General features: G+C 62.1%; 22 protein-coding genes. 20 read left to right on the top strand and 2 right to left on the bottom strand.

Translation table 11 applies throughout. The annotated features are described in order from the left end of the window. Positions 1-12: 12 nt before the first annotated feature. From K0F86_RS07520 to K0F86_RS07480, 9 genes are all read left to right on the top strand, one after another. A complete protein-coding gene (locus K0F86_RS07520) occupies positions 13-696 on the top strand; it encodes a phosphoribosylanthranilate isomerase (RefSeq protein WP_219133824.1) in 684 nt (227 codons plus the stop codon). Further along, positions 689-1,939: a tryptophan synthase subunit beta gene (trpB, locus tag K0F86_RS07515; protein ID WP_219133823.1), complete on the top strand. Its 1,251-nt coding sequence runs from the start codon at positions 689-691 to the stop codon at positions 1,937-1,939. Before K0F86_RS07520 ends, trpB begins: the two co-directional genes overlap by 8 nt. An 86-nt stretch (positions 1,940-2,025) precedes the next feature. Next, positions 2,026-2,823, top strand: coding sequence for a tryptophan synthase subunit alpha (gene trpA, locus K0F86_RS07510; RefSeq protein WP_219133822.1), 798 nt, complete (start codon positions 2,026-2,028; stop codon positions 2,821-2,823). 195 nt (positions 2,824-3,018) lie between these two features. Next, on the top strand, positions 3,019-3,891 hold the full coding sequence (gene accD / locus K0F86_RS07505; protein ID WP_010400390.1) for an acetyl-CoA carboxylase, carboxyltransferase subunit beta: 873 nt from the start codon (positions 3,019-3,021) through the stop codon (positions 3,889-3,891). Between the two features lie 135 nt (positions 3,892-4,026). Continuing rightward, a complete protein-coding gene (gene folC / locus K0F86_RS07500; protein WP_219133821.1) occupies positions 4,027-5,325 on the top strand; it encodes a bifunctional tetrahydrofolate synthase/dihydrofolate synthase in 1,299 nt (432 codons plus the stop codon). Positions 5,326-5,349: 24 nt separating this feature from the next. Beyond that, complete coding sequence (locus K0F86_RS07495) at positions 5,350-6,372, top strand: SPOR domain-containing protein (RefSeq protein WP_219133820.1); 1,023 nt, start codon at positions 5,350-5,352, stop codon at positions 6,370-6,372. Positions 6,373-6,392: 20 nt separating this feature from the next. After that, positions 6,393-6,881, top strand: coding sequence for a CvpA family protein (locus K0F86_RS07490; protein WP_219133819.1), 489 nt, complete (start codon positions 6,393-6,395; stop codon positions 6,879-6,881). A 38-nt stretch (positions 6,882-6,919) separates the two neighbouring features. Beyond that, positions 6,920-8,443 (top strand): amidophosphoribosyltransferase, encoded by a 1,524-nt coding sequence (gene purF / locus K0F86_RS07485; protein ID WP_219133818.1) that lies wholly within the window; start codon positions 6,920-6,922, stop codon positions 8,441-8,443. 148 nt (positions 8,444-8,591) lie between these two features. Beyond that, positions 8,592-9,833: a cystathionine gamma-synthase family protein gene (locus K0F86_RS07480; RefSeq protein ID WP_219133817.1), complete on the top strand. Its 1,242-nt coding sequence runs from the start codon at positions 8,592-8,594 to the stop codon at positions 9,831-9,833. Between the two features lie 66 nt (positions 9,834-9,899). Here K0F86_RS07480 and lexA read toward each other — a convergent pair whose 3' ends face one another. Further along, the gene (gene lexA / locus K0F86_RS07475) at positions 9,900-10,535 is read right to left on the bottom strand and encodes a transcriptional repressor LexA (RefSeq protein WP_219133915.1); all 636 of its coding nucleotides are present in this window, start codon (positions 10,533-10,535) and stop codon (positions 9,900-9,902) included. Positions 10,536-10,811: 276 nt separating this feature from the next. Here lexA and rpsF point away from each other — a divergent pair, with 276 nt between their 5' ends. The 7 genes from rpsF to K0F86_RS07440 all read left to right on the top strand — a co-directional run bounded on the left by rpsF (position 10,812) and on the right by K0F86_RS07440 (position 15,614). Then, complete coding sequence (gene rpsF, locus K0F86_RS07470) at positions 10,812-11,201, top strand: 30S ribosomal protein S6 (RefSeq protein WP_116745195.1); 390 nt, start codon at positions 10,812-10,814, stop codon at positions 11,199-11,201. A 20-nt stretch (positions 11,202-11,221) separates the two neighbouring features. After that, a complete protein-coding gene (gene priB / locus K0F86_RS07465) occupies positions 11,222-11,521 on the top strand; it encodes a primosomal replication protein N (RefSeq protein ID WP_034783455.1) in 300 nt (99 codons plus the stop codon). 25 nt (positions 11,522-11,546) lie between these two features. Next, the gene (gene rpsR, locus K0F86_RS07460) at positions 11,547-11,837 is read left to right on the top strand and encodes a 30S ribosomal protein S18 (protein ID WP_010400024.1); all 291 of its coding nucleotides are present in this window, start codon (positions 11,547-11,549) and stop codon (positions 11,835-11,837) included. 27 nt (positions 11,838-11,864) lie between these two features. Then, the gene (rplI, locus tag K0F86_RS07455) at positions 11,865-12,320 is read left to right on the top strand and encodes a 50S ribosomal protein L9 (RefSeq protein ID WP_034783456.1); all 456 of its coding nucleotides are present in this window, start codon (positions 11,865-11,867) and stop codon (positions 12,318-12,320) included. A 135-nt stretch (positions 12,321-12,455) separates the two neighbouring features. Continuing rightward, positions 12,456-13,841, top strand: a complete 1,386-nt coding sequence (locus K0F86_RS07450; protein WP_071076107.1) for a replicative DNA helicase — start codon at positions 12,456-12,458, stop codon at positions 13,839-13,841. Positions 13,842-13,934: 93 nt separating this feature from the next. Then, a complete protein-coding gene (locus K0F86_RS07445; protein ID WP_010400015.1) occupies positions 13,935-14,561 on the top strand; it encodes a DUF47 domain-containing protein in 627 nt (208 codons plus the stop codon). A gap of 42 nt (positions 14,562-14,603) precedes the next feature. After that, entirely contained in the window at positions 14,604-15,614 is a 1,011-nt protein-coding gene (locus K0F86_RS07440; RefSeq protein ID WP_219133816.1) for an inorganic phosphate transporter, read from the top strand. 59 nt (positions 15,615-15,673) lie between these two features. Here the strand turns inward: K0F86_RS07440 and K0F86_RS07435 are convergent, their stop codons facing one another. Further along, entirely contained in the window at positions 15,674-16,570 is an 897-nt protein-coding gene (locus tag K0F86_RS07435; RefSeq protein ID WP_219133815.1) for an MBL fold metallo-hydrolase, read from the bottom strand. 198 nt (positions 16,571-16,768) lie between these two features. Between K0F86_RS07435 and K0F86_RS07430 the strand changes: the two genes are divergently transcribed. The 4 genes from K0F86_RS07430 to K0F86_RS07415 form a co-directional block, all read left to right on the top strand. Continuing rightward, entirely contained in the window at positions 16,769-18,391 is a 1,623-nt protein-coding gene (locus K0F86_RS07430; RefSeq protein WP_219133814.1) for an HD family phosphohydrolase, read from the top strand. Between the two features lie 17 nt (positions 18,392-18,408). Continuing rightward, positions 18,409-20,640 (top strand): CHASE2 domain-containing protein, encoded by a 2,232-nt coding sequence (locus K0F86_RS07425; RefSeq protein WP_257572029.1) that lies wholly within the window; start codon positions 18,409-18,411, stop codon positions 20,638-20,640. A gap of 116 nt (positions 20,641-20,756) precedes the next feature. Continuing rightward, positions 20,757-22,343 carry a ShlB/FhaC/HecB family hemolysin secretion/activation protein gene (locus K0F86_RS07420; protein WP_219133812.1) on the top strand — a complete coding sequence of 529 codons (1,587 nt, stop codon included), beginning with the start codon at positions 20,757-20,759 and terminating at the stop codon, positions 22,341-22,343. A gap of 27 nt (positions 22,344-22,370) precedes the next feature. Then, on the top strand, positions 22,371-26,825 hold a 4,455-nt coding region (locus K0F86_RS07415; RefSeq protein ID WP_219133811.1), incomplete at its 3' end, for an S-layer family protein.

The following is a 26,825-nucleotide window of genomic DNA, read 5'->3' as shown; positions in this document are numbered from 1 at the left end:
TAAAGGAATACCATGCCACGCACACGCATCAAGATCTGCGGCCTGACCCGCGCCGAAGACATCCAGGCGGTCGTGGCGGCGGGCGCCGACGCCATCGGCTTCGTGTTTTATCCGAAAAGTCCCCGTTACGTGACGCCCGAGCAGGCGGCGGCCCTGATCGCCGCCATGCCGCCCTACGTGACGACGGTGGGCCTGTTCGTCAATGCCAGCGTGGACGAGGTGCGGGCCACCAGGGCCGTGGCGCCGTTATCTCTGCTGCAGTTTCATGGCGATGAGACGCCGGAACACAGCGCCGCGCTCGCCGGCGCCGTGAATACGCCGTTTACGCAAGTGTTCCGCGTCAAACCCGACACCTCCTGTGAAGATTTGCTAGAATACGAACAGCGCTATCGCGCCGCCAGTCCCTTGTTCTCGAGCCTTTTGCTCGATACCTATGTGGATGCCTACGGCGGTGCAGGAAAGGTATTCGATTGGTCCCTCATTCCAGAAGAACTCGCGCCTCGGGTCGTTTTAAGTGGTGGCTTGAGCGTACAAAACGCGACTGACGCAGTGGTGCGCGTGCGCCCTTACGCCGTCGACATCAGCAGTGGTGTCGAAGCGTCCAAGGGTATCAAGGACGCATCCAGAGTCCGCGCGTTCATCGCCGCGGTGCAGGATGCCGATGCCATCATTGCCAGAGGAAACCACCATGAATGACCATACCAACGCGCCCGGCGCAGCCGCCGCATTGTTCCACGCCACCGATTACCCGTTTCCTGACCTGCGCGGCCACTTCGGCCCGTATGGCGGCGCGTTTGTCGCTGAAACCCTCACGCATGCGCTGGCCGAGCTGAAAGACGCCTACGCCCGCTACAGCGTCGACCCGGAATTCCTCGAAGAATTCCGCTACGAGCTGAAACATTTCGTCGGCCGTCCGTCACCGATCTACCACGCCAAGCGCTGGTCCGAGATGGCCGGCGGCGCGCAAATCTACTTCAAGCGCGAAGACTTGAACCACACGGGCGCGCACAAGATCAATAACGTCATCGGCCAGGCCTTGCTGGCCAAGCGCATGGGCAAGCCGCGCATCATCGCCGAGACGGGCGCGGGCCAGCATGGCGTGGCCACGGCCACCATCTGTGCCCGCTTCGGCCTCGAATGCGTGGTCTACATGGGCAGCGAAGACGTCAAGCGCCAGGCGCAGAACGTGTACCGCATGAAATTGCTGGGCGCCACCGTCGTACCCGTTGAATCGGGCTCGAAGACCCTCAAGGATGCGCTGAACGAAGCCATGCGCGACTGGGTCACCAACATCGAAAACACCTTTTATATCATCGGCACCGTGGCCGGCCCCCATCCTTACCCGATGATGGTGCGCGACTTCCAGTCCGTGATCGGCGAGGAATGCCTGGTGCAGATGCCGGAAATGACGGGCCGCCAGCCCGACTATGTGGTCGCCTGCATCGGCGGCGGCTCGAACGCCATGGGTATCTTTTACCCGTATATCGACCAGAAGGATGTGAAACTGATCGGCGTGGAAGCGGCCGGTGAAGGATTGAATACGGGCAAGCACTCGGCTTCGTTGGCGGCCGGTTTTCCGGGCGTGCTGCATGGCAACCGCACCTATCTGTTGCAGGATGAGAACGGTCAGATCATCGAGACGCATTCCGTCTCGGCCGGCCTCGACTATCCCGGCGTGGGTCCGGAACATGCGTGGTTGAAAGACTTGGGCCGCGCGCAATACGTCTCCATCACGGATGACGAGGCGTTGCAGGCGTTCCACGACTGCTGCCATATCGAAGGCATCATCCCGGCGCTGGAATCGTCGCACGCGCTGGCCTACGCGGCCAAGCTGGCGGCCACCTTGCCGAAAGACCAGATCGTGCTGGCCAACCTGTCGGGCCGTGGCGACAAGGACATGCATACCGTGGCGGAGCGCATGGGATTGAATTTCAGTTAAACAACTGTCAATTCTCAATAACGCGTAGGTCGGATTAGCGCGCAAGCGCGTAATCCGACATCCTCCACCGATAAAGAAAGCTCCCCATGTCCCGTATCGCCACCACCTTCGCCCAATTAAAATCCGACAACAAGACCGGCCTGGTCACCTTCATCACCGCCGGCGACCCTGGCCCTGACGCCACCGTGCCCCTGATGCACGCGCTCGTCGAGGGCGGCGCCGACATACTGGAACTGGGCGTGCCGTTTTCCGACCCCATGGCCGAAGGCCCTGTCATCCAGCGCGCCTGCGAGCGTGCCCTGGCATTCAATGTGGGCATTCACGACGTGTTCGGCTATGTGCGCCAGTTCCGCGAAACAAACCAGACGACGCCGGTGGTACTGATGGGTTACGCCAACCCCATCGAGCGCATCGGCAGCGCCGCCTTCATTGCCGCCGCGCAAGCGGCCGGCGCCGATGGCGCCATCGTCGTCGACTATCCGCCGGAAGAGTGTGAGGAGTTTGCTGCCGCCATGCGCGAAGCGGGCCTCGACCTGATCTTCCTGCTGGCGCCCACCTCGACCGAAGAGCGCATCGCGCAAGTGGCCAAGGTTGGCGGCGGCTTCAGCTATTATGTGTCGCTCAAGGGTGTCACGGGCGCCGGTAACATTGATACGGAACAGGTGGCGGAACGTCTCGCGGCCATCCGCCAGCATGTAAAATTACCCATCGGCGTGGGCTTCGGCATCCGCGATGGCGCAACGGCCAAGGCCGTTGCCAAGGTGGCCGATGCCGTCGTGATCGGCAGCCGCATCATCCAGGAGATAGAAAACGCGCCGGCAGGTGGTGCCGTCGATGCCGTGCGCAGCTTTACGGCAGGCATCCGCGCCGCTCTGGACGCCTGAGCAAGCTTGCCGTTTACGCAAGATGCGTTGGCGGCAAAGTTCGACAGCCCGGCGATAAACGGCTACACTTCGGCCACTGAATGCCCGTTATTGTGCAATAGATAAAATTTTTGGTGGCGCCCTGCGGGGCGTCGCCGTTGACCGTCTGCCGGGGGCGTCCACCGACGCTACCCTACAAGGGCCCAAGGAGAAAATATGAGTTGGTTGGAAAAACTGCTGCCACCGCGCATACAGCGTTCTGATGCTGCCGCGCGCAAGACCATGCCGGAAGGCCTGTGGGTCAAGTGCCCGTCGTGCGAAGCCGTGCTGTACCGTACGGACCTGGAATCGAATTTGCACGTGTGCCCGAAATGCGATCACCACATGCGCATCCGCGCGCGCGAACGCCTCGACAGCCTGCTCGACGCGGGTGGCCGCTATGAAATCGGCCAGGAAATCCTGCCTGTCGATACCTTGAAATTCAAGGATAGCAAGAAATACCCGGACCGCCTGAAGTCCGCCATGGAAGCGACGGGCGAGACGGATGCGATGGTCGTCATGGGCGGCGCCATCATGAGCCTGCCAGTGGTCGTGGCGTGCTTCGAATTCGAATTCATGGGCGGCTCCATGGGCTCCGTCGTGGGCGAGCGCTTCGTGCGCGGCGCGCAGATCGCGCTGGAACAGAAAGTGCCGTTCATTTGCATCACCGCCACCGGTGGCGCGCGCATGCAGGAAGGCTTGCTGTCGCTGATGCAGATGGCGAAAACCACGGCCATGCTGACCAAGCTGTCGGAAAAGAAATTGCCATTCATCAGCGTGCTTACCGACCCGACCATGGGTGGCGTGTCCGCCTCGTTCGCCTTCATGGGCGACGTGGTGATCGCCGAGCCGAAAGCGCTGATCGGCTTTGCCGGCCCGCGCGTGATTGAAAACACCGTGCGCGAAAAACTGCCGGAAGGCTTCCAGCGCGCCGAGTTCCTCGTCACCAAGGGCGCCGTCGACATGATCGTCGACCGCCGCAAGATGCGCGAAGAAATCGCCCGTCTGCTGGCCTTGTTGCAGAACCAGGCTGTGGAAGTCTTGGCGTAATTGTATTGAATGGAGTAATGTCCATTTGCCCGAACCCGTGAGCCGCTGGGGTCGGACCCTGAGGGTCCGACCCCAGATGTTGTTTAGGGTTAGCTGTTTCTTTGCCTCGCGCATCCTTACCTCAATAAGTCTCCCATGCAAAACCTCCCCACCACCTTGCCGGACTGGCTCGCCATGCTGGAAACCCGCCATTCGGAAACCCAGATCAACATGGGCTTGGACCGCGTGCAAGCCGTCAAGGCGCGCATGCAACTGGCGTTTACTTGCCCCGTGATCATGGTGGCGGGCACGAATGGCAAGGGTTCCACCTGCGCCATGCTGGAATCCGTGCTGTTGCGTGCCGGCTACAAAGTGGGGCTGTACATCAAGCCGCACTTCCTCGATTTTAACGAGCGCGCGCGCGTGCTGGGCGAGATGGCCAGCGACGAACAGCTCGTTGCCAGCTTCAATGCCGTCGAAGCCGTGCGCGGCGACACGCCGCTCACATATTTCGAATTCACCACCCTGGCCATCCTGCACCTGCTGTCGCAGGCCAAGCTGGATGTGGCCATCCTGGAAGTGGGCCTGGGCGGGCGTCTCGATGCCGTCAACGTGATCGACGCCGATGTGGCCATCGTCACCAGCGTCGACATCGACCATACGGATTACCTGGGCGACACGCGCGAAGCGATCGGCTTTGAAAAGGCCGGCATCTTCCGCCCGGGCAAGGCGGCCATCTGCAGCGACCCCGTGCCGCCGCAGTCGCTGATCGACCATGCCGAGGCCATCGGCGCCGACCTGTGGCTGATGGGCCGCGATTTCAACTATTCGGGTGACAAGCAGCAGTGGAACTATGGCGGGCGCGAGCAGCGCCGCAATTCGCTTGCGTATCCAAGCTTGCGCGGTGCCAACCAGATCCTCAATGCGACGGCCGTGCTGGCCGCGCTGGAAGTGCTGAAGCTGACACTGCCCGTGGGCGCGCAGGAAGTGCGCACGGGTCTGGTGACGGTGGAATTGCCGGGCCGCTTCCAGGTCTTGCCTGGCCGCCCCAGCGTGATCCTCGACGTGGCGCACAACCCGCACGCGGCGTCGGCGCTGAACCAGAACCTGGGCAATATGGGCTATCACCCATACACCTATGCCGTGTTCGGTTCCATGCACGACAAGGATATCGATGGCGTGCTGGCGGCGATGAGCGAACACGTCGACCACTGGTGCCTGACGGGCCTGCCGTCGCCGCGCGCGGCCACGGCTTCCGAGCTGGCCGCCAAGGTGCAGATCATGCTCGAAGATAAGCCCGACAGCAGCGAGCATACTGTGTCTATTTTCGATGATCCGGCACAAGCTTTTGCAAATGCAATGAGCCGGGCCGGTGAGAATGATAGAATTGTGGTCTTTGGTTCTTTCCTCACCGTCGCCGGCGTGATGAAGGCCCGAAAATCCTCACTTCACTGAAACGCACTCGACTGAAAATCACGCATGGGCTTGTTCTCGAAACTGTTTAAAAACAAGCAAGAATCCTCTGGCGAAGACAGCGGCTTTTATGTCCCTGGCGAAGCACAGTCGCCGACCCGCAAACGCGCCGCCAACACCTCCGGTGGTGGCGGATCGCGCCGTGGCGGCAAGGAAGCGCCGGACCCGGTCTTGCCTGAAAAAAAGCGCGCCCGCCGCCGCCTGGTCGGTGCCATCGCCCTGGCCCTGGGTGTGGCTGTCGGCTTGCCGATGCTGCTCGATTCCGAGCCGAAAGCGCCATTCAACGATATCGCCATCGACATTCCGTCGAAAGAAAAGGCCGCCGCGCCTGCGCCTGCGCCCGTGCCGGCCGTGCCCGCTCAGGCGGCAGCGCACAATGGCCTGGACCAGTCCGAGGAAATCATCGACGCGCCCCTGCCGCCTGCGGCCAAACCCACGCCGGCACCAGCAGCGGCACCGGCCCCCGTGCTGGCCGCCGTCCAGCCTGCGCCGGTCAAGCCGGCCTATGTGGAACCGAAACCCGAGCCCAAGCCTGAGCCCAAGCCTGTCAAGGTGGAGCCGAAGCCTGAGCCGAAACATGAAGCCAAGCCGGAACCGAAGCACGAGGTCAAGGTGGAATCGAAGCCTGAACCCAAGCATGAGGTAAAACCGGAAGCCAAGCCTGAACCGAAGCCTGCCAAGCCGGCGCAATCGGCCGACGATGCCGCGCGCGCCATGGCGATTCTGGAAGGCAAGCCACTCGATAAGCCGCAAGAGAAAGCGCAAGAGAAAGCGCAAGACAAGGCACACGACGCCGGCAGCGGCAAGTTCGTGGTGCAGGTGGCGGCTCTGGCGACGCAGGACAAGGTCGATGAATTGCAGGACAAGCTGCGCGAAGCGGGCATCAAGTCCTATACGCAGAAAGTCTCCAGCCCGTCGGGCGAGCGCATCCGCGTGCGCGTGGGCCCGTTCGGCAGTCGCGAAGACGCCGAAAAGACCCGCGCCAAGCTGCAAAAGCTGGGCCTGGGCGGCAGCCTGGTGCCGGCTTGATGTTGCAAGGCTGAACGGGCGTGACGATCTTCGATTACCTGGTGCTGTTCGTGCTGGTGACGTCCGTGCTGATCAGCATGATGCGTGGCCTGGTCAAGGAAATACTGTCATTGGTCAGCTGGATCGTGGCTTTCGTCATCGCCAACGCGTATGGCGCCACTCTGGCGAAATTCCTGCCGGAAGCCGTGCCGGGCGAAGCCGTCCGCCTGTTGCTGGCCTTCGTGGTGCTGTTCATCGGCGTGCGCATTTTGATGGGATTGCTGTCCATGACGGTCGACGCACTGGTCAAGGTGACGGGCCTGAGCCTGGCCGACCGCACCTTGGGCAGCCTGTTCGGCGTGGCGCGGGGGCTGGTGATCGTGCTGACCGCCGTCATCTTGTGCGGCATGACGTCCATACCGCAGCAGCCATTCTGGAAAAACGCGCTGCTCAGTCCGTTCGCGGAGCAGGGCGCGCGCGCCATCAAGCCTTATCTGCCTGCCGCTTACGCGCAGCATGTGAAATTTTGAATTTTTTTAAAATCAGTAGCACAGTTTAGGAGCACACCATGTGTGGCATCGTCGGCGTCGTTTCCCATCAACCTGTCAATCAATTGCTCTATGATGCATTGTTGCTCTTGCAACATCGCGGTCAGGACGCGGCAGGGATTGCGACCAATCACAGCAGTATGTTTTCCATGCACAAAGCCAATGGCCTCGTGCGTGACGTCTTCCGTACGCGCAACATGCGTTCGCTGCAAGGCACGACGGGCATCGGCCATTGCCGCTATCCGACGGCCGGTTCGTCGAGCGAAGAGGAAGCACAACCGTTTTATGTGAATGCGCCGTTCGGCATTACCCTGGCGCACAATGGCAACCTGACCAACTGGGAACAGTTGAAGCAGGAAATGTTCAAAAATGACCGCCGCCACATCAATACCGATTCCGATTCGGAAGTGCTGCTCAATGTGCTGGCGCATGAAATCCAGGAAGCGACGACGGGCCTGAATCTGGACCCGGAAGCCATCTTCAAGGCCATCACCGTGCTGAATCGCCGCGTCAAGGGCGGCTACGCCGCCGTGGCGCAAATCGCCGGCGTGGGCTTGCTGGCCTTCCGCGACCCGCACGGCATCCGTCCGTTGTGCCTGGGCATCAATGAAACGGAGCAAGGCCCCGAATACCTGATCGCCTCCGAATCCGTGGCCCTGGAAGGCATGGGCTTCCGCTTCGTGCGCGACATCGGTCCCGGCGAAGCCGTCTTCATCGATGCCGACAAGAAATTGCACAGCGCCCAGTGCGCCGACAACGCCAGCCTGAATCCGTGCGTGTTCGAATTCGTCTACCTGGCCCGTCCCGACTCCGTCATCGACGGCGCCTCCGTGTACGCCACGCGCCTGAAAATGGGCGAATACCTGGCTGAAAAGATCCGTGCCGAATTGCCGGACGTGCATATCGACGTGGTCATGCCGATTCCCGATTCCTCGCGTCCTGCCGCCATCCAGCTGGCACTGGCGCTGAACCTGGAATACCGCGAAGGCTTCATCAAGAACCGCTACATCGGCCGCACCTTCATCATGCCGGGCCAGGCGGCGCGCAAGAAATCCGTGCGCCAGAAGCTCAACGCGATTCCGTCCGAATTCAAGGATAAAGTGGTGTTGCTGGTCGACGATTCCATCGTGCGCGGCACGACCAGCCGTGAAATCGTGCAGATGGCACGCGAAGCGGGCGCGACGAAAGTCATCTTCGCCTCGGCCGCGCCACCGGTGATTTACCCGAACGTGTACGGCATCGACATGCCGACGCGCGATGAGCTGATCGCCTATGGCCGCACGACGGAAGAAGTGTGCCGTGAAATCACGGCCGACTATCTGGTGTACCAGGATATCGGCGCGTTGAAGCAGGCGATCGCCGACGTCAATCCTGCCCTGGTCAATTTCGAGGCGTCGTGCTTCGATGGCGTGTACGTGACGGGCGACGTGTCGCAGGAATATCTGGACCGCCTGGAATATGCGCGCCACCATCCGAAGGCGGCAGCGCCCGAAGATACGCCACGTTCCCAGCTGAACCTGAACCTGGCGACGACAGAAGCATAAGTAACCTGCCCGGCCGATGCCGGGCTTTTTTTCGGGGTCAGACCTTCAGGGGAATGCGCGCCAGTGGTGCGCATTCCGATCCCGCAGGGACTGACCCCAGCATTTGCCTTGGGGTTAAGCGGCAAATCGAATATCCGGAACTTCCACCATGACCACCAAAAAAAACTACGGCTTTACCACCACCATCCTGCATAACGACCGCCGCAAGGGTATCGAGCATGGCTCGCTGCACAAGCCTGTGCACACCTCCGTCGCGTTCGGCTACAGCGACGCACGCCAGCTCGCTTCCGTGTTCCAGGGCAAGGAGCCGGGCTTTCGCTATGGCCGCCAGGGCAATCCCACCGTGTCCGCGCTGGAAGACAAGGTCAACCAGATGGAAGACGGCGTGGCGACCCTGTGCTTCGCCACCGGCATGGGCGCCATCGGCGCCGTGGTGCAGTCGCTGCTGCGCGCGGGCGACCATGTCGTGTCGTCGGCCTTTTTGTTTGGCAACACCAACAGCCTGTGGCAAACGGTGACGGGGCAGGGCATCGCCGTCTCCTTCGTCGACGCCACCGAGGTGGCCAATGTGGCGGCCGCCATCACGCCGGCCACGCGCATCGTGTTTGTTGAGACCATCGCCAATCCGCGCACGCAGATCGCCGACCTGAAAAAGATCGGTGACTTGTGCCGCGAGAAGGGCATCCTGTACATCGTCGACAACACCATGACGACGCCTTACCTGTTCCGCCCGAAAGCGGTGGGCGCGGGGCTGGTGGTCAATGCGCTGACGAAATCCATCGGCGGCCACGGCAATGCGCTGGGGGGCAGCTTGACGGACACGGGCGTGTTCGACTGGACGCGCTACCCGAACATTTTCGACAATTATAAAAAAGCGGCGCCAGCCCAGTGGGGCATCGCGCAAATCCGCGCCAAGGCCTTGCGCGATTTCGGCGCATCGCTGGGGCCGGAAGCGGCGCACCATATCGCCGTCGGCGCGGAAACCATGGCCTTGCGCATGGACCGTACCTGCTCGAACGCCCTGGCGCTGGCCAGCATGCTTGCCGCCGACCCGCGCGTCGCGGCCGTGCATTACCCGGGCTTGCCCTCGCACCCGCAGCACGCGCTGGCGACGGACTTGTTCCGCAGCTATGGCTCGCTGTTCAGCTTTGAATTAAAAGAGGGCATCGATTGCTTCGATTTCCTCAATCGCCTCAATCTTGCTATTCCAGCGAGCAACCTCGGTGATACGCGCACCCTGGTCATTCCTGTCGCCCACACGATCTTTTATGAGATGGGTGCCGAGCGCCGTGCCAGCATGGGCATTGCCGAGTCACTGATCCGCGTGTCGGTTGGTATCGAGGACGAGGTTGATTTGCTCGAGGATTTTAGCAACGCGCTGGAGGCATAAAACGCCAGGGCAATAAAAAAGGGCCGCAACAGTCATGCTGTTGCGGCCCTTTTTACCTGCGGTGGTTTAATGCCAGCTGCGCATCAAGCCTACCGCTAAACCTTCCAGAGCAAACTCATCTTCCGGCGACACGGTGATGACCTTGAAGTCGGGGTTTTCCGGCAGCAGTTCGATGACGGAACCCGTCTTCTTGTAGCGCTTGACGGTGACTTCGTCGCCGATGCGGGCGACGACGATCTGGCCGTTCTTGGCGCTGTCGACCTTCTTCACGGCCAATAAGTCGCCATCCATGATGCCGGCGTCGCGCATGGACCAGCCGCGCACCTTCAGCAGGAAGTCGGGCTTGGCCGAGAACAGGGCCGGGTCGACGTTGTAGCTTGCCTCCAGGTTTTCCTGTGCCAGGATGGGCGAGCCTGCCGCCACCCGGCCGATCAGGGGCAGCGACATCAGCAGTGCCGCCGGCACTTTCGATGCCTGCGCTTCGGCCGCCGCGCCGATCAGGCGGATGCCGCGCGAGGTACCGGGCGAAATCTCGATCGCGCCCTTGCGGGCCAGGGCCTGCAAATGCTCTTCGGCCGCATTGGCCGATTTGAAACCCAGTTCATTGGCGATTTCGGCACGGGTGGGAGGAAAACCCGTGTTTTCAATCGCGTCCTTGATCAGGTTCAGGATTTGTTCTTGTCGTGCTGTCAGCTTGATCATGAGCGGTGGGTGCATACTAAAATGCTGTCTATATGAACAGTCTGTATTTTTGTACAGTATCGCCCACTATGCAAGGGGATTTCCGTCATTTGCGCGAATTTCGTGCGAAATACCGGAATGGGCAGGAAAAAACGCCTGACCTGCCCCGTGCGCGGGCCGCTTGTTGAAGGAATGATTGAAACGTTTGCAAAAGGCGGTTATAATCTTCGGCTGACCTTCCCACACCCGTCTTGACGCCGGGGTGGGCGATTATCAATCCGACCTGAAGGAGTTTGCATGCGTCATTATGAAATAGTCTTTATCGTCCATCCGGACCAAAGCGAGCAAGTGCCCGCGATGATCGAACGCTACAAAGCCAGCGTAACCACCCGCGGCGGTTCGGTTCACCGCGTGGAAGATTGGGGCCGCCGTCAAATGGCTTACTCGATCCAAAAGCTGCCTAAAGCACACTACATCTGCCTGAACATCGAATGCGACAACGAGACCCTGGTCGAGTTGGAAACAGCATTCAAATTCAATGATGCCGTGTTGCGTCACCTGACCGTTAAAATGAAGAAAGCTGAAACAGCTCCTTCGCCGATGATGAAATCGGTACAACGCGAAGACGCGGCCAAAAGCCACCGCACCGAAGCACCAGCAGCCGCTCCAGTCGCAGCCGCAGCTTAATTCTTGACCAGGATCGTGCGCTGAACCAGCTACAAGTTACCGCCATCATTGCCGAGCGCGAAATATTGCGCTATACCCCGGCAGGGCTGCCGATTGTGAATGCAGTATTGCAACACAGTTCGCAGCAGATGGAAGCAGGGATTGCCCGTTTGACCGAGTTTGATGTTGCCGCGCTAGCCGCTGGCGAAATCTCAGGCCGGTTCAGCCAGGCAAGCTTGGGTGGGGTGTATCAGTTCACGGGTTTCCTGGCCAGGAAGAGCCGCAACAGCAAGAGTTTGGTGTTTCACATCATTGATTTTAGTGCAGTCAATTCTGACTAGCGCATTTTAGATACAGGAGCCTGACATGGCATTCGGTAAAAAGTTCGACAAAAATAAGCTCAAGCTTAAAGAAAAACGCAAACAGCAAAACCCTTTGTTCAAACGCAAGAAGTTCTGCCGCTTCACTGCAGCTCACGTTGAGCAAGTCGACTACAAAGACGTCGACACGCTGAAAGACTTCGTCCAGGAAAACGGCAAGATCATGCCAGCACGCCTGACCGGTACCAAAGCGCACTACCAGCGCCAAGTCGACACCGCAATCAAGCGCGCTCGCTTCCTCGCGCTGCTGCCATACACCGATCTGCACCACGCTTAATCGGTCAGATATTCCTGGAGAAGAACTATGCAAATCATTCTGTTAGAAAAAGTTGTTAACGTCGGTAACCTCGGCGAAGTCGTCAAAGTCAAAGACGGTTACGCACGTAACTTCCTGATCCCGCAACGCCTGGCACGTCGTGCCACGGCAACCGCTGTGGCTGAATTCGAAGTCAAGCGCGCCGAACTGGAAAAAGCTGCTGCCGCCAAACTGGCCGCATCGCAAGCCCAGGGCGAAAAACTGAGCGGCCTGACCGTTCAAGTTGCTCAAAAAGCTGGTGTTGATGGCCGTCTGTTCGGTTCCGTCACCAACTTCGACATCGCTGAAGCGCTGACCAAGCAAGGTTTTGCTGTTGAAAAAGCACAAATCCGCATGCCTACCGGCCCGCTGAAGATCGTTGGCGAGCACAACGTTTCGGTTGCTCTGCACACCGACGTGGTTGTGGAAGTTGTTATCGCTGTCGTACCAGACGCGAACGCGTAATCGTCTGCGGGCCTGGCCCGCAAGCATTGCCGCACTATGAAAAGCCGGGTTCGCCCGGCTTTTTTGTGGCCTTTTTTTCGCTCAATTTCAGCCCTTTATTTTTGCCAGCACGCCGAAGCGGGTATAATTCGCGCCATGAACGCCCCCTCTGATCCGCAACTGGATTCCCTCCGTATTCCGCCGCATTCGATCGAAGCAGAACAATCCGTTATCGGTGGTCTGTTGCGCGACAATGCAGCGTATGACCGCATCGCCGACTTCATGCATGCGGAGGATTTCTATCGCTATGACCATCGCATCATCTTCGAGCAAATCGTCAAGATGATTAACGGCTCCAGGCCCGCCGATGTCATTACTGTTTTTGAAACCCTGACCCAGCTCGGCAAGGCCGATGATGTGGGCGGACTCGCTTACCTGAACGCCATGGCGCAAAACACGCCATCGGCCGCGAACATCCGGCGTTATGCCGAGATCGTGCGCGACCGCGGCGTGCTGCGCAAACTCATCACCGTCGCCGACGATATCTCCGGCACGGCCTTCAGCCCGCAAGGCAAGGAAGTCAAGCAGATGCTTGACGAGGCCGAATCGAAGATTTTCGCCATCGCCGAAGAAGGCGCGCGCGGCGCCCAGGGCTGGACCGCCATCCAGCCCCTGCTGACGCAGGTGGTCGAGCGTATCGACGAGCTGTACAGCCGCGACAACCAGAGTGAAATCACGGGCGTGCCCACTGGTTTCATTGACCTCGACCGCATGACCTCCGGTCTGCAGCCGGGCGACCTGGTGATCGTGGCGGGCCGTCCTTCGATGGGCAAGACGGCGTTTTCCGTCAACATCGGCGAAAACGTGGCCATCGACAGCGGCTTGCCCGTGGCCGTGTTCTCGATGGAGATGGGCGGCGCCCAGCTGGCCATGCGTATGCTCGGTTCCGTCGGCCAGCTCGACCAGCACCGTCTGCGCACGGGCCGCCTGAACGACGAAGACTGGCCACGCCTGACGAATGCGATTCAAAAGATGAACGACGCGCAGTTGTACATCGATGAAACGCCGGCCTTGAATTCGATCGAATTGCGCGCCCGCTCGCGCCGTTTGTCGCGTCAATGCGGCAAGCTGGGCCTGATCATCGTCGATTACTTGCAACTGATGTCGGCCAATAGCCCGGGCGACAACCGCGCCACGGAGATTTCCGAGATTTCGCGGGGCTTGAAAGGCCTGGCGAAAGAACTCGGTTGCCCCGTGATTGCGTTGTCGCAGCTGAACCGCTCGCTGGAACAGCGCCCGAACAAGCGTCCCGTGATGTCGGACTTGCGCGAATCGGGCGCTATTGAGCAGGATGCCGACGTGATCCTGTTCATTTACCGTGACGAGGTGTATAACCCCGACTCGCCAGACAAGGGAACGGCCGAAATCATCATCGGTAAACAACGTAACGGTCCGATCGGCAGCATCCGCCTCACCTTCATGGGGCAGTACACCAAATTTGGCAATTACAGTGGTGGCCTGGCGCTTTACCAAGGCGACTAAGACTCAGCAGCACTGATATTCCATTGGCCGCCCCCTCATACGGGGCGGCTTTCTGTAGTAAATAACACGACTCAATGCTTAACGGAGAATGACATGTTTGGACGCTTGATGCCCACTGAGGGCAAGTTTTTTGAATTGTTTAACCAGCACGCGGAACTGTGCGTCAAGGGCGCTAAAGAAATGCTCGGCCTGATGACCAATTTCGATGACCTGGAAAACCGCGTGCATGCGATCGAAAGCATCGAGAAACAGGCGGACAAAGTCACCTACGCCACCGTGGAAATGCTGCACAAGACCTTCATCACGCCGATCGACCGCGACGACATCCATCAGCTGATCACGCGCCAGGACGACATCCTCGACCTGCTGGAAGATGCGGCGCAAACCGTTTCGCTGTACGACCTGAAAGCCGTCACGCCGGAAGCCAAGCGCCTGGCCGAACTGGTGCTGGCCTGTACCGAAAAGGTGCGCGACGCCGTCGCCATGCTGCACAACATGGACAACTCGCGCAAGATCGTCGCCATCTGCGAAGAGATCGACCGCCTGGAATCGGACGCCGATCACGTGATGCGCGCCGCCATGTCCAAACTGTTCCGCGACGAACCGGACGTGCGCAACCTGATCAAGCTGAAAGCGATCTACGAAATTCTGGAAACCGTGACCGACCGTTGCGAAGATGTGTCCAATATTATCGAAGGCATCATCGTCGAAAACGCGTAAGCGTTGGGCCTGTCCTGAACCAGAATCAGAAAAGAAACTACAATGACCATACAAATCAGCATCTACGTGCTAGGCCTGTTGATCGCCCTCGCGCTGCTGTTTGACTTCATGAACGGCTTCCACGATGCCGCCAACGCGATCGCCACGGTGGTCTCGACGGGCGTATTGAAACCGCAGACCGCGGTTGCCATGGCCGCCACGTTCAACTTCGTCGCCATCTTCGTGTTCCACCAGCTGACCGTGGCCGCCACCGTGGGAAAAGGAACCATTGACCCGACGGTGATCGACCAGTACGTGATCTTCGGCGCGCTGATGGGCGCCATCTTCTGGAATTTGTTTACCTGGTACTACGGCATTCCATCGTCGTCCTCGCACGCCCTGATCGGCGGCCTGGTGGGCGCCGCCGTCGCCAAGTCGGGCACGGGCGCGCTGGTCGCGGCCGGCCTGTGGAAAACCGTCGCCTTCATCGTCATCGCACCCGTGCTGGGCTTTGTGTTCGGCTCCATCATGATGCTGCTGGTGTCGTGGATCTTCGTGCGCTCCACGCCGCGCAAGGTCGATAAATGGTTCCGCCGTTTGCAACTGGCATCGGCGGCCGCCTACAGCCTGGGCCACGGCGGCAATGATGCGCAAAAGACCATCGGCATCATCTGGATGCTGCTGATCGCCGCCGGCTACTCGAACGTGGCCGACGAGATGCCGCCGCTGTGGGTCATCATCTCGTGCTACACGGCGATCAGCTTCGGTACGCTGTTCGGCGGCTGGCGCATCGTCAAGACCATGGGCCAGAAGATCACCAAGTTGAAACCCGTCGGCGGCTTCTGCGCCGAAACGGGCGGCGCCATCACCCTGTTCGTCTCGACGGCGCTGGGCATTCCCGTGTCGACCACGCACACCATCACGGGCGCCATCGTCGGCGTCGGCTCGGCACAAAAAATGTCGGCCGTGCGCTGGGGTGTCGCGGGTAACATCGTCTGGGCCTGGATCTTTACGATTCCCGCTTCCGCGTTTGTTGCCGCAGTCGCCTGGTGGATTGGTCACCACATCATGTAAGGCGGCCTTGGGCCAACTGGACGCATGTGTGAAAAAGGGAACCAAAAGGTTCCCTTTTTTTATGCCCCGGCCAGTTCCACCGTCAGTCCCTCGCAGGCGAGGAACACTTGCAAGCCATCCAGGCGGCGCGCATAGCGGCCCATCACGTCGGCAAACACGGCTTCGAGCTGCTCGTCGCTGCGGGTCGGCTCGTGGTGGGTGCAGTACAGGCGCCGCGCACCGCAGCGCAGGGCCAGGTCGAAGGCGGCGTCGAAGGTGCCGTGGCCCCAGCCCTGCTTGGCCGGGTATTCCTCGCGCGTGTACGAGCAATCCATGATCAGCGCATCGACGCCGGCGACTACCGCGTCGATGCCGGCCTGGCGCTGCACATTGCGCTCGGCGCAGGCCGCATGCTCGGCATGGCCCGGCGGATGCAGGTTGTAGAACGGTTCATGGTCGCCGCTGAAAAACAGCGAAGCGCCGCCGCAGTCGATGCGGTAGCCCAGGTTGACCACCGGATGGTTCATTTCCGCGCCGCGCACGCATGCATCTCCCACCTCGACGGTTTCGCCGGGCGCCAGGGTGCGGTATTCGATGCTGGCCGCCATGGCCGCTTCGCTGACGGGAAAATAGCTGCCTTGCAGTTGCACCGCCATCACGTGCTCGATGCCCCGTCCGGCGACGGCATCGTACGCGCCGTGCAGGCGCATGCGGTTGCCGGTCACGAACAGGGGGCTGAACATGGGCAGGCCGTGGATGTGGTCCCAGTGGCTGTGCGTGATGAAAACGTGCGCGTCAACCGGCAGGCCGGGCGGCAATTGCTGCGCCAGCGAGAAGATGCCGCTGCCCGCATCGAGAATGATCAGGCTGTCGTTGTCGGTGCGTACTTCGATGCACGTGGTATTGCCGCCATAGCGCGCCGTGCGCGGGCCGGGGGAGGGTATGGAGCCGCGCACGCCCCTGAACGTGAATTTCATTCAGTACCTTGTTACGGTGTAATTATTGTTGATTCTATTCTAATTAATGGAATTGGCGGCAACATTTATGTATGTTGCAATACGGAAAGTTATTTCGTTTTGTTGCAACTAAGTAATGTACAGTGCGCTGGGTGACCGTTACACTGGCGCTTGCCGACTTCCCTTTTTTTGCTTGCCCATTACCTGATTGCCATCAACATGCCTCAGTTGCACCCTGAGAAAATCGCCCACAGACTGGAGCAATTGACCGAGCTCAGTGTCGCGCTCGGCCATGGCCTCGGTGGCCAGGGGCGCGATATCGGGCCGCTGTTGCAGCGCATCGTGCTGCTGGCAAAAAGCATGAGCGGTGCCGATGGCGCCACCCTGTACCGGCCCATGGCCGAGGGCCGCCAACTGGCGTTCGACATCAGCGTCAACGACAGCCTGGGCATCGCGCAGGGGGGCGACATGGGCTTGCCGGGCGTGCCCCTGTTCGATGGTGGGGGCCAGCCCAACCTGGCCTCGGTGGCCGCGTATGCGGCGAACATGCGCCGCAGCGTGAATATCGCCGATGTCTACCGCGACGAGGGCTTCAATTTTTCCGGCATGCGCGACTTTGACCGTCACCATGGCTACCACACGCAATCGATCCTGACGGTGCCCATGAGTGACCACGAGGGCGATCTGATCGGCGTGCTGCAGTTGGTCAATGCCAAGGATGGGGAAACTGGCCAGGTGCGCGCCTTTTCCTCCACCGACCAGCGCTTCATCGAGGCGCTGGCTGCGCAGGCGGGCGTGGCGCTGACGAATCAGCTGCTCATTTCACAACTGGAAGAGCTGCTCGAATCGCTCGTTACCCTGATCAATATCGGCATCGATGAAAAGTCGCCGTACACGGGGCGCCATTGCCAGTTCGTGCCCGAGCTGACGATGCTGCTGGCCGACGCCGCGCACGCCACGCAAACGGGGCCGCTGGCCGATTTCCGGCTCAGCGACAACGAGCGCAAGCAGCTGTGGCTGGCCGGCTTGCTGCACGATTGCGGCAAGATCACCACGCCCGTGCACGTGGTCGACAAGGCCACCAAGCTGGAAACGATTTTCGACCGCATCGCCCTGATCGACACGCGCTATGAAGTGCTGCTGCGCGACGCCGAGATCGCCGCCCTGCGCCAGCAGGCGGCGCAGCCGGAACGCAAGGATGCGATCGCCCGCGCGCTGGCGCAGGAGCAGGCCGCGCTGCGCGAAGAGCGCGACTTCATCCGCACGGTGAACATCGGCGGCGAGAGCATGGCGCCAGCCGACCAGGAAAGAGTGCGGCGGATCGCCAGACGGCGCTGGCGCGCGGCCGACGGCGAACTGCGCGATTTTCTCGACGCCGACGAGACGGAAAACCTGACCATCCGCGCCGGCACCCTGACGGCGGCCGAGCGGGCCATCGTCAACAACCATATCAGCGTCTCGATCCGCATGCTCGAAGCACTGCCGTGGCCCAAGCACCTGCAAAAGGTGCCCGAATATGCGGGTGGCCATCACGAGCGCATGGATGGCAAGGGCTATCCGCGCGGGCTGACGAAAGAGCAGATGTCGGTGCCGGCGCGCCTGATGGCGATCGCCGACATTTTCGAGGCGCTGACGGCGCGCGACCGTCCCTATAAAAAGGGCAAGTCGCTGTCCGAGTCGCTGCGCATCCTCGGCAATTTCAGCCTGAACGGGCATATCGACCCGGAACTGTTCGACGTTTTCATCCGCAGCAAAGTCTATCTGACCTTCGCTGAAAAGCACATGCATCCGAGCCAGATCGATGCCGTCGACGAGGCGGCCATTCCCGGTTACGTGCCCTGATGCGCTGGCTTGCGGTCATGAAAAAGCATGGCGCGCGGCTGCTGCTAGGCGCGCTGTTGACGCTGCTGGCCGCCTGCGCCAGCATCGGCCTGTTCGGCGTCGATACCTTGGGCCGGCTGGACGCCATGCTGGGCGACATGCGCATGCGTGCCGAAGCGCCGCAGCTCGACAAGCGCATCGTGATCGTCGATATCGATGAAAAAAGCCTGAACCAGATCGGCCGCTATCCGTGGGGCCGCGACGTGCAGGCGCGGCTGGTGACGCAATTGACGGGCCACTATAGCGTGGCCGCGGTCGGCTTCGATATCTCGTTTCCCGAACCCGACAGCAGTTCCGGCTATGGCGTGCTGGCCGACCTGGCCAAGGGCGAACTGGCTGGCGTGCCGGGCTTCAGCGAGCAGCTGGAACGCCTGAAACCGCGGATGGATTACGACGCCCTGTTTGCCGAGGCGATGCGCGGCCAGCCGGTGGTGCTGGGCTATAGCGTGTCGGAGCGGCAAAAGAAAGGCGTGCTGCCCAAGCCGGCGTTCAGCGTGCTTGATCTGAACGGGCGCACGGTGACGGCGTTTACGTCGCCCGGCTATGAAGCCAACCTGGCGCAGCTGCAACAGGCGGCGCAAGGGGCCGGCATCTTCACGGCCCTGACCGACAGCGACGGCGTGCTGCGCTCATCGACCCTGCTTGCGCGCATCGGCGACGCGTATTACCCGTCGCTGTCGCTGGCCACGGCCAGCGTGTACCTGAAGGCGCGCGCGATCGCGCCCGTGTTCGGCCAGACCGCCGACAAGTTGTCCGAGGCCGAGCGCGAGCACGGCGGCCTGGACCGCATCGCCGTCTTTACGCCGCGCGGACGCCTCGATATCCCGGTCGGCGAAGCCTTGACCACCACCATCGAGTTTCGCGGCAAGGGCGGCCCGGACGGCGGCGCCTTCCGCTATGTGTCGGCGGCCGACGTGCTGATGGGGGCGGTGCCGACGGACGTGTTGCACGGCGCCATCGTGCTGGTGGGCACCACAGCCGCCGGCCTGAACGATATTCGCGCCACGCCCGTCAATGCCGAGTTTCCCGGTGTGGAAGTGCACGCCAACCTGATCAAATCCATCCTTGACGGCCATTTCAAGTCGCGACCCGACTATGCGCTGGCGATCGAGTTCGGCCAGGTGGTGCTGGTGGGCTTGCTGCTCGGCGGCGCACTGGCGCTGGCCGCGCCGGCGACGGCCGTGTTGCTGGCCGGCGCCGCGCTGGCCGGCGCGCTGGGCCTGAACTGGTGCTTGTATCGCCACTTCGACGCGGCGCTCGATGTCGCCGTGTTGCTGCTGTTGATCGCGGCGCTGTTCGTCGCCAATCTGGCCTGGGGCTATTTTTTCGAAGTGCGCAAGGGCAGGGCGCTGGTGTCGCGCTTTGGCCAGTACGTGGCGCCGGAACTGGTGGCGCAGATGGCCGACAATCCCGACCGCTACAGCATGGATGGCGAAAGCCGCGAGCTGACGGTGCTGTTTGCCGACGTGCGCGGCTTTACGGCCATTTCGGAACAGATGACGCCGCAGCAGTTGCGCGAATATATCAACCTGTACCTGACGGCCATGTCGGAAGACATCCGCGACAGCCACGGCGGCACGCTGGACAAATATATCGGCGACGCCGTGATGGCGTTCTGGGGCGCGCCGGTGGCGTTTCCCGACCATGCGGGCCGTGCCGTGGCCAGCGCCCTGCTGATGCAGCGCAGCGCAGGTCGATTGAACCAGCAATTCCAGGCGCGCGGCTGGCCGCCGCTGCGGATCGGCATCGGCATCAACAGCGGCCTGATGCACGTGGGCGACATGGGCTCGCGCATCCGCCGCGCGTATACCGTGATGGGCGACGCCGTCAACCTGGCCGCGCGCCTGGAAGGCATGACCAAGGTGTATGGCGTGGGCATCGCCGTGAGCGATTTTACCCGTGCGCAGGCGCCGCAATTCGCTTACCGCGAACTGGACCGCGTGCGGGTCAAGGGCAAGACCGAAGCGGTGGCCATTTTCGAGCCGCGCTGCCTGCTGGCCGAAGCCGATGCCGGTGAACTGGCGCTGCTGGCGCGTTGGTCGCGCGTGCTGGAACTGTGGCGTGCGCGCGACTGGGATGGCGCAGAGGCAATTTTATCGGAATTGCCAGATGATGGGCTGCGCCGGCTGTACGCCGGACGCCTGCGCCAGTATCGTGAAACGCCGCCTGGCGAAGACTGGGATGGTGTGACCAACTTCCAGACCAAGTAACCGTCGCCAGCAGAGAAATTTCTGACTGGAAATCAAAATCCGTCTAAACTTTGCTTTTCATTAATTGATGGCCTAGCCGCGCCTGGCTGGCCATGCAACCACAAGAACTCTCACACATGAATTATCGTCTGGTGCGCCTGCTTGCAGGTTCCGCGCTGTTGTTCTGCGCGGCATGCGCAAACGCCCAAACCCCCGCCGCCGACAGTGCCGTCCCGCTGTTTGATATCGCCCGCTACGAGGTCAGCGGCGACACCTTGCTGGGACCGCAACTGGTGCAATCGCTGGTGGCGCCGTTCGCCGGCCGGCAGCGCGACTTTGGCGCCATCCAGCAAGCCGTCGAGGCACTGGAAAACGCCTACCGCGCGCGCGGCTACACCATGGTGCTGGTGGCCTTGCCGGAACAGGAGCTGGCGCATGGCGCCGTGCGCCTGGAAGTGGTGCAGACGCAGCTTGGCAAGGTGGCCATCACCGGCAACCAGTATGTCGATGACGCCAATGTACGGCGCGCCTTGCCGGCCCTGGTCGAAGGGCAGACGCCGAACATGTCGGCCCTGGGGCAAAGCCTGAAGCTGGCCAATGAAAATCCGGCCCGCAAGATGGAGGTCAAGCTGGCTACCGGCGAGGCCGACGGCACGGTCGACGCCAGCATCGCGGTGGCGGACGAACGCGCCTGGAAAGCCACACTCAACCTCGACAATACCGGCAGCAAGGACTCCGGCAAGACCCACGCCAGCGTGGTGCTGCAGCATGCCAACCTGTGGGGCCGCGATCATGTGGCCAGCCTGCAATACACCACCTCGCTTGAGCATGCCAACCAGGTCGCCGTGTACGGCCTCGGCTACCACGTGCCGCTGTATGCGCTGGGCGATTCGCTGGACTTTTTTGCCAGTTATTCGAACGTCGATTCGGGCAGCGTCGCGGCCGGTATCTTCGACCTGGCCGTCAGCGGCCGCGGCACCACCGCCGGCGCGCGCTACAACCAGAACTTCGGCAAGCGCGACAACTATGAACCCAAGCTGGTGTATGGCCTGGACTTCAAGGCCTACCGCAACAGCCTGCAGTTCTTCGGCATGGAGCTGGGCACCGACGTGACGGTGCACCCCGTCAGCATCGCCTATATCGGCGCCTGGAGCTTGCCACGTGGCGAGGCCAGCGTGGGCATGACCCTGGCGCGCAATATTCCCGGCGGCAAGAATGGCAGCCAGCAGGATTTTACGCGGGCACGTTTCGGCGCCAAGGCCGGCTACAGCACCTTGCGCCTGAGCGCCAGTCATACCCAGGTGCTGGACAACGACTGGCAATGGCGCGCGTTGTTCAACGGCCAGTACACGCCCGACGCGCTGGTGCCGGGCGAGCAGTTCGGCGTCGGCGGCGCGGCCACCGTGCGCGGCTTCCTGGAACGCGAAGTGGCGAACGATTCCGGCGCCAACCTGAATCTGGAACTGTACACGCCGAACTGGTGCGGCGATGGCGGCTACCAGTGCCGCGCGCTGGCGTTTTATGACACGGGCTGGGTGCGCCGCAATCATGCCTTGCCCGGCGAAATCGACAGCATGGCGATCGGTTCAACCGGCCTGGGCCTGCGCATCCTGCTGAACCGCTACGCCAACCTGCAACTGGACTATGCGCATGTGGTCAACCCCGGCCAGACGGGGCGCCGCGACGCCAACCGCCTGCATTTCAGAGTTGCGCTGTCGTACTGATGTACTGAGCCCCAAGGATAAAACACCATGACCGAACAAAAACCATTGCGCAGCGTGCCTGCTGGCGGCCCTGTCGAGCCGCCGCTGCGCCGCACCGCGCTGGCGCTCTTGATTGCCGCCTGTTTCAACGCCGCCCACGCCAATCCGGTCTTGCCGCAAGTGGTGCATGGCCAGGCCACCTTCAACCAGCAGGGCAATCTGTTTACGGTCACCAATACGCCCAATACCATCATCAACTGGCAGAGCTTTTCCGTCAATCCGGGCGAAATCACGCGCTTTCTCCAGCAAAACGCCGGCAGCAGCGTGCTCAACCGCATTACGGGGCAAGACCCCAGCAAGATCCTCGGCTCCCTGCAATCGAACGGCAAAGTTTTCCTGATCAATCCGAACGGCGTGCTGTTCGGCCGCGATGCGCGGGTCGACGTGGCGGGGCTGGTGGCGTCCAGCCTGGCGCTGTCGAACCAGGATTTCCTGGCTGGCAAGATGAATTTCAATGCCGGCGAGCAGGCCGGCGCCGTCATCAACCAGGGAACCATCCATGCCGGCAGCGGCGGGCAGATTCTGCTGATCGCGCCGAACGTGGAAAACAGCGGCATCATCACCGCGCCGAACGGCGACGTGCTGCTGGCCGCCGGCCACAGCGTGCAACTGGCCGACGCCGCCAACCCGGACTTGCGCGTGGTGCTGTCGGCCCCCGCGGATCAGGCCATCAATGTGGGCCAGATCGTGGCGCAGGGCGGGCGCATCGGCATGGTCGGCGCGCTGCTGAACCAGCGTGGCGTGCTCAACGCCAATAGCGCGGTGGTGGGAGAGAACGGCAAGATCGTGTTGAAAGCCAGCGGCAAGGCGCTGCTGGAAAACGGCAGCGTCACCAGCGCCACCAGTGCGGTGGGCAAGGGTGGCGAGATTACCGTGTTGGGCGACCAGGTCGGCATGCAAGGCAACGCCAAAGTGGACGCCAGCGGCGCCACGGGCGGCGGTACGGTGCTGCTGGGCGGCGACTATCAGGGCAAGAACGCGGCGATTGCCAATGCGCGCCAGGTCGCCGTCGGCAAGGACGCCACCATCGTCGCCGACGCGATTCAAAGCGGCGACGGCGGCAAGGTCATCGTGTGGGGCAACGAGACGGCGCGCGTGTTCGGCAGCATTTCGGCGCGCGGCGGCAGTGCTTCGGGCAACGGCGGGCTGGTGGAAACGTCGGGCCATTACCTGGCCGTCGACGGCGCCAGGGTCGATACGCGCGCCCGCGCGGCGCGCGGGAAGACGGGCGACTGGCTGCTCGATCCGTATGACATCGACGTGGTCGCCGGCAATGGCGGCGCGCTGAGCGGCGTCAATGATTTTGCGGCTGCGCCGACGACGGGCACGACCACTATCGGCGCCGGCCTGATTTCGGCGGCCACCAGCAATGTGGTGCTGCAGGCGCAGCACGACATCAACTTCAACGCAGCCGTCGCCATCACCCAGGCCGGCGTGGGACTCACGGCGCAGGCTGGCAACAGCATCAACGTCAACCAGGCCATTACCACCAATGGCGGCGCGCTGACTCTGTCGGCCAACGACAATGGCGGCGCCACGGCACAAGGCAGCTCGGCTGTCTTGCATGTCGATGCGGCCCTCTCCAGCCAGGGCGGCGGGGTTGCGCTGACGGGCGCCGATATCGTCTTCGGCGTGGCGGGCAGCTTGAATGTCGGCGGCGGCAATGCGGAACTGCGCGCCAACAAATTCGACGGACGCATCGGCCTCAATGGCAGCGGCGGACAGATCGTCGGCACGGCGGTGGGGCAGACATTGCTGTTGCAGGCCGATAACATGAATTTGCAGGGCGGCGTGGCCTACGGCGGCGCGGCAGGCGGCGCTGCGGTGACCTTGCGCGCGCAGTCGGCGAACCGTGAAATCAATCTCGGCAGCAAGGCGGTTGGCAAACTCAGCCTGTCCAGCGCCGACCTGAATGCCATTTCCGCGGCGAACCTCACGCTCGGCCATGCCGCCATGACAGGCACCATCGGCGTCGACCAGGCGGTGACGGTGGCGAGCGGCGCCACGGGGCCGGCTACCTTGCAGCTGGTGACGGGCGGCGCCATCGCGATCGATCATGCGCTAGCTGTGGCCGGCAGCCTGAGCCTCACTGCGGGATCGACAGTGAGTGCCGCGGGCGCCGTCAATGTGGGGGCGACCTTCAGGTTGGCCAGCGGCACCTGGACGCAAAATACGACCGGTCTGCCAGCCTTTTCAGCAGGCAATTTCATCATCGCTCCCGGTGCCAGTTTCTTGCGCGCTACAAACGGCGACGGCAGCGCGGGCGCACCGTATGTCATCGCCGACGTGTATGGCTTGCAAGGCATCGCCAGCCTGGACCTGAGTAATAGTTATCGCCTGGCCGGCAATATCGACGCCAGCGGCACGGGCGCCTGGAATGACGGCGCCGGTTTTCGTCCCATCGCGCATAGCGATTCGGGCGGTTTTTCCGGGGTGCTGGACGGCGCCGGCTATGCCGTCAGCGGCTTGCAAATCCACGGCGAGAGCGCGCCGAACGGCAACCTGAACACCGGTCTTTTCGGCAAGCTGGGGAACGGCACGACAGGCACGGTGCGCCAGTTGAACCTGCTGGGTGGCAATGCCAGCGGCAACAACAATGTGGGCGCCGTGGCCGGCGTGGTCGCTGCGGGCGGCACGATAGAGCAGGTGCAAAGCAGCATGAGCGTGACCGGCCAGGCTGGCGTCGGTGGCCTGGTGGGCGTCAACAACAGCGGCGGCACGATCACCGTGGCGCGCGCCAGCGGCGCCGTCACGGCTTCCGGCGAACGGGTCGGCGGCCTGGTGGGCGATAACGATGGCGCCATCTCGCAAGCGTATGCCACCGGTGCCGTGGGCGGCGGCGCCAGTGTCGGCGGCCTGGTCGGACGCAATGGCGGCACTATCGCAGACGCCTATGCGACCGGCGCCATCGGCTTGTCCGCCAACAGCGCGGTGAGCCAGCAGAATCTGGGTGGTGTGATTGGCTGGAGCGTGGCGGGCAGCAGCGCCAGCCGCCTGTATTTCTCAGGCATCGTATCGGGCAGCGGTTTTGCGTCGGGCACGGTGGGCGCCGTGGTCGGACGCGCAGATGCGGGCGCGGCCGTGGGGCCGGCTTTCTTTGACTACACTACCGCCGGCACCATTTTCGACCAGGGCGGCTCTGCCGGGCGCACTACGGCCGAAATGAGGCAGCAAAGCAGCTTCGGCGGCTTCAATTTCGGCGAGAATGCCATCTGGCGCATCTACGACGGCCATACCACGCCGCTGTTGAAGGCTTTCCTGACATCCTTGACGGTCACCGCCGACGGCGCGGCCAGCCGGGTTTATGATGGCCAGGTGGCCAGCGTCGGCCAGCTCAGCTATATTGGCCTGCTCAATGGCGACCTGGCAGCCAGCGGTACGGCCAGTTACGGCAACGCGCGCAATGTCGGCAACTATGCGCTGGGCGGCCTGTGGTCGACCCAATACGATATCAGCTATGCCGGTACCTCCACCGTGGCCATCACGCCGCGCGCCCTGAGCGTGATCCTCGGCGGCAGCAAGGTGTATGACGGTCAGCTCGGCTTTGCCAACGCGGCCCTCAGCCTGGGCAACACGGTCAGCGGCGATACCGTGGGCGTGACCGGCAGCGCGCAATTTGTCGACAAGAACGCCGGCAGCGTCAAGGCCGTCAATCTCAGCGAACTGACCTTGACCGGCAGCGCGATGGGCAACTACAGCCTCGCTGCCACCGCCAGCGGCACGGCAGAGATCACGCAACGCACCTTGAATCTGGCCTTTGCCGGCGCCAATAAAGTCTACGATGGTGGCACTGCCGCGTCATTGACGATTACCGACAACCGTATCGCCAACGACGTGCTGACGGCAACGGCCATCGGCGCATTCGCCGACAAGAATGCTGGTGCCAACAAAGTGGTTACCGTGCAAAACGCCAGCCTGTCCGGCACCGATGCCGCCAACTATGTGCTCGCCTCGACCACCGGCGCCACCAGCGCCACCATCACCCAGCGCGAACTGGCGCTGGGCTTTGCGGCGGCCGGCAAGACCTATGACGGCAACAGCGCCGCGTCATTGACGATTACCGACAACCGTATTGACAACGACGTGCTGACGGCAACGGCCAGCGGCGCATTCGCTGACAAGAATGCCGGCAGCAACAAAGTGGTGACGGTGCAAAACGCCAGCCTGTCCGGCACCGATGCCGCCAACTATGTGCTGGCCTCGACCACCGGCGCCACCAGCGCCACCATTACCCAGCGTGAACTGGCGCTGGGCTTTGCGGCCGCAGGCAAGACCTACGACGGCAACAGCGCCGCGTCATTGACGATTACCGACAACCGTATCGCCAACGACGTGCTGACGGCAACGGCCATCGGCGCATTCGCCGACAAGAATGCTGGTGCCAACAAAGTGGTTACCGTGCAAAACGCCAGCCTGTCCGGCACCGATGCGGCCAACTATGTA

This window comes from Janthinobacterium sp. UMAB-60 (genome assembly GCF_900095235.1).
In the GTDB taxonomy this organism is placed as follows: Bacteria; Pseudomonadota; Gammaproteobacteria; order Burkholderiales; family Burkholderiaceae_D; genus Janthinobacterium.
The sequence above is the reverse complement of the archived record's forward strand: the minus strand, read 5'-3'. Positions and strand labels throughout refer to the sequence as shown.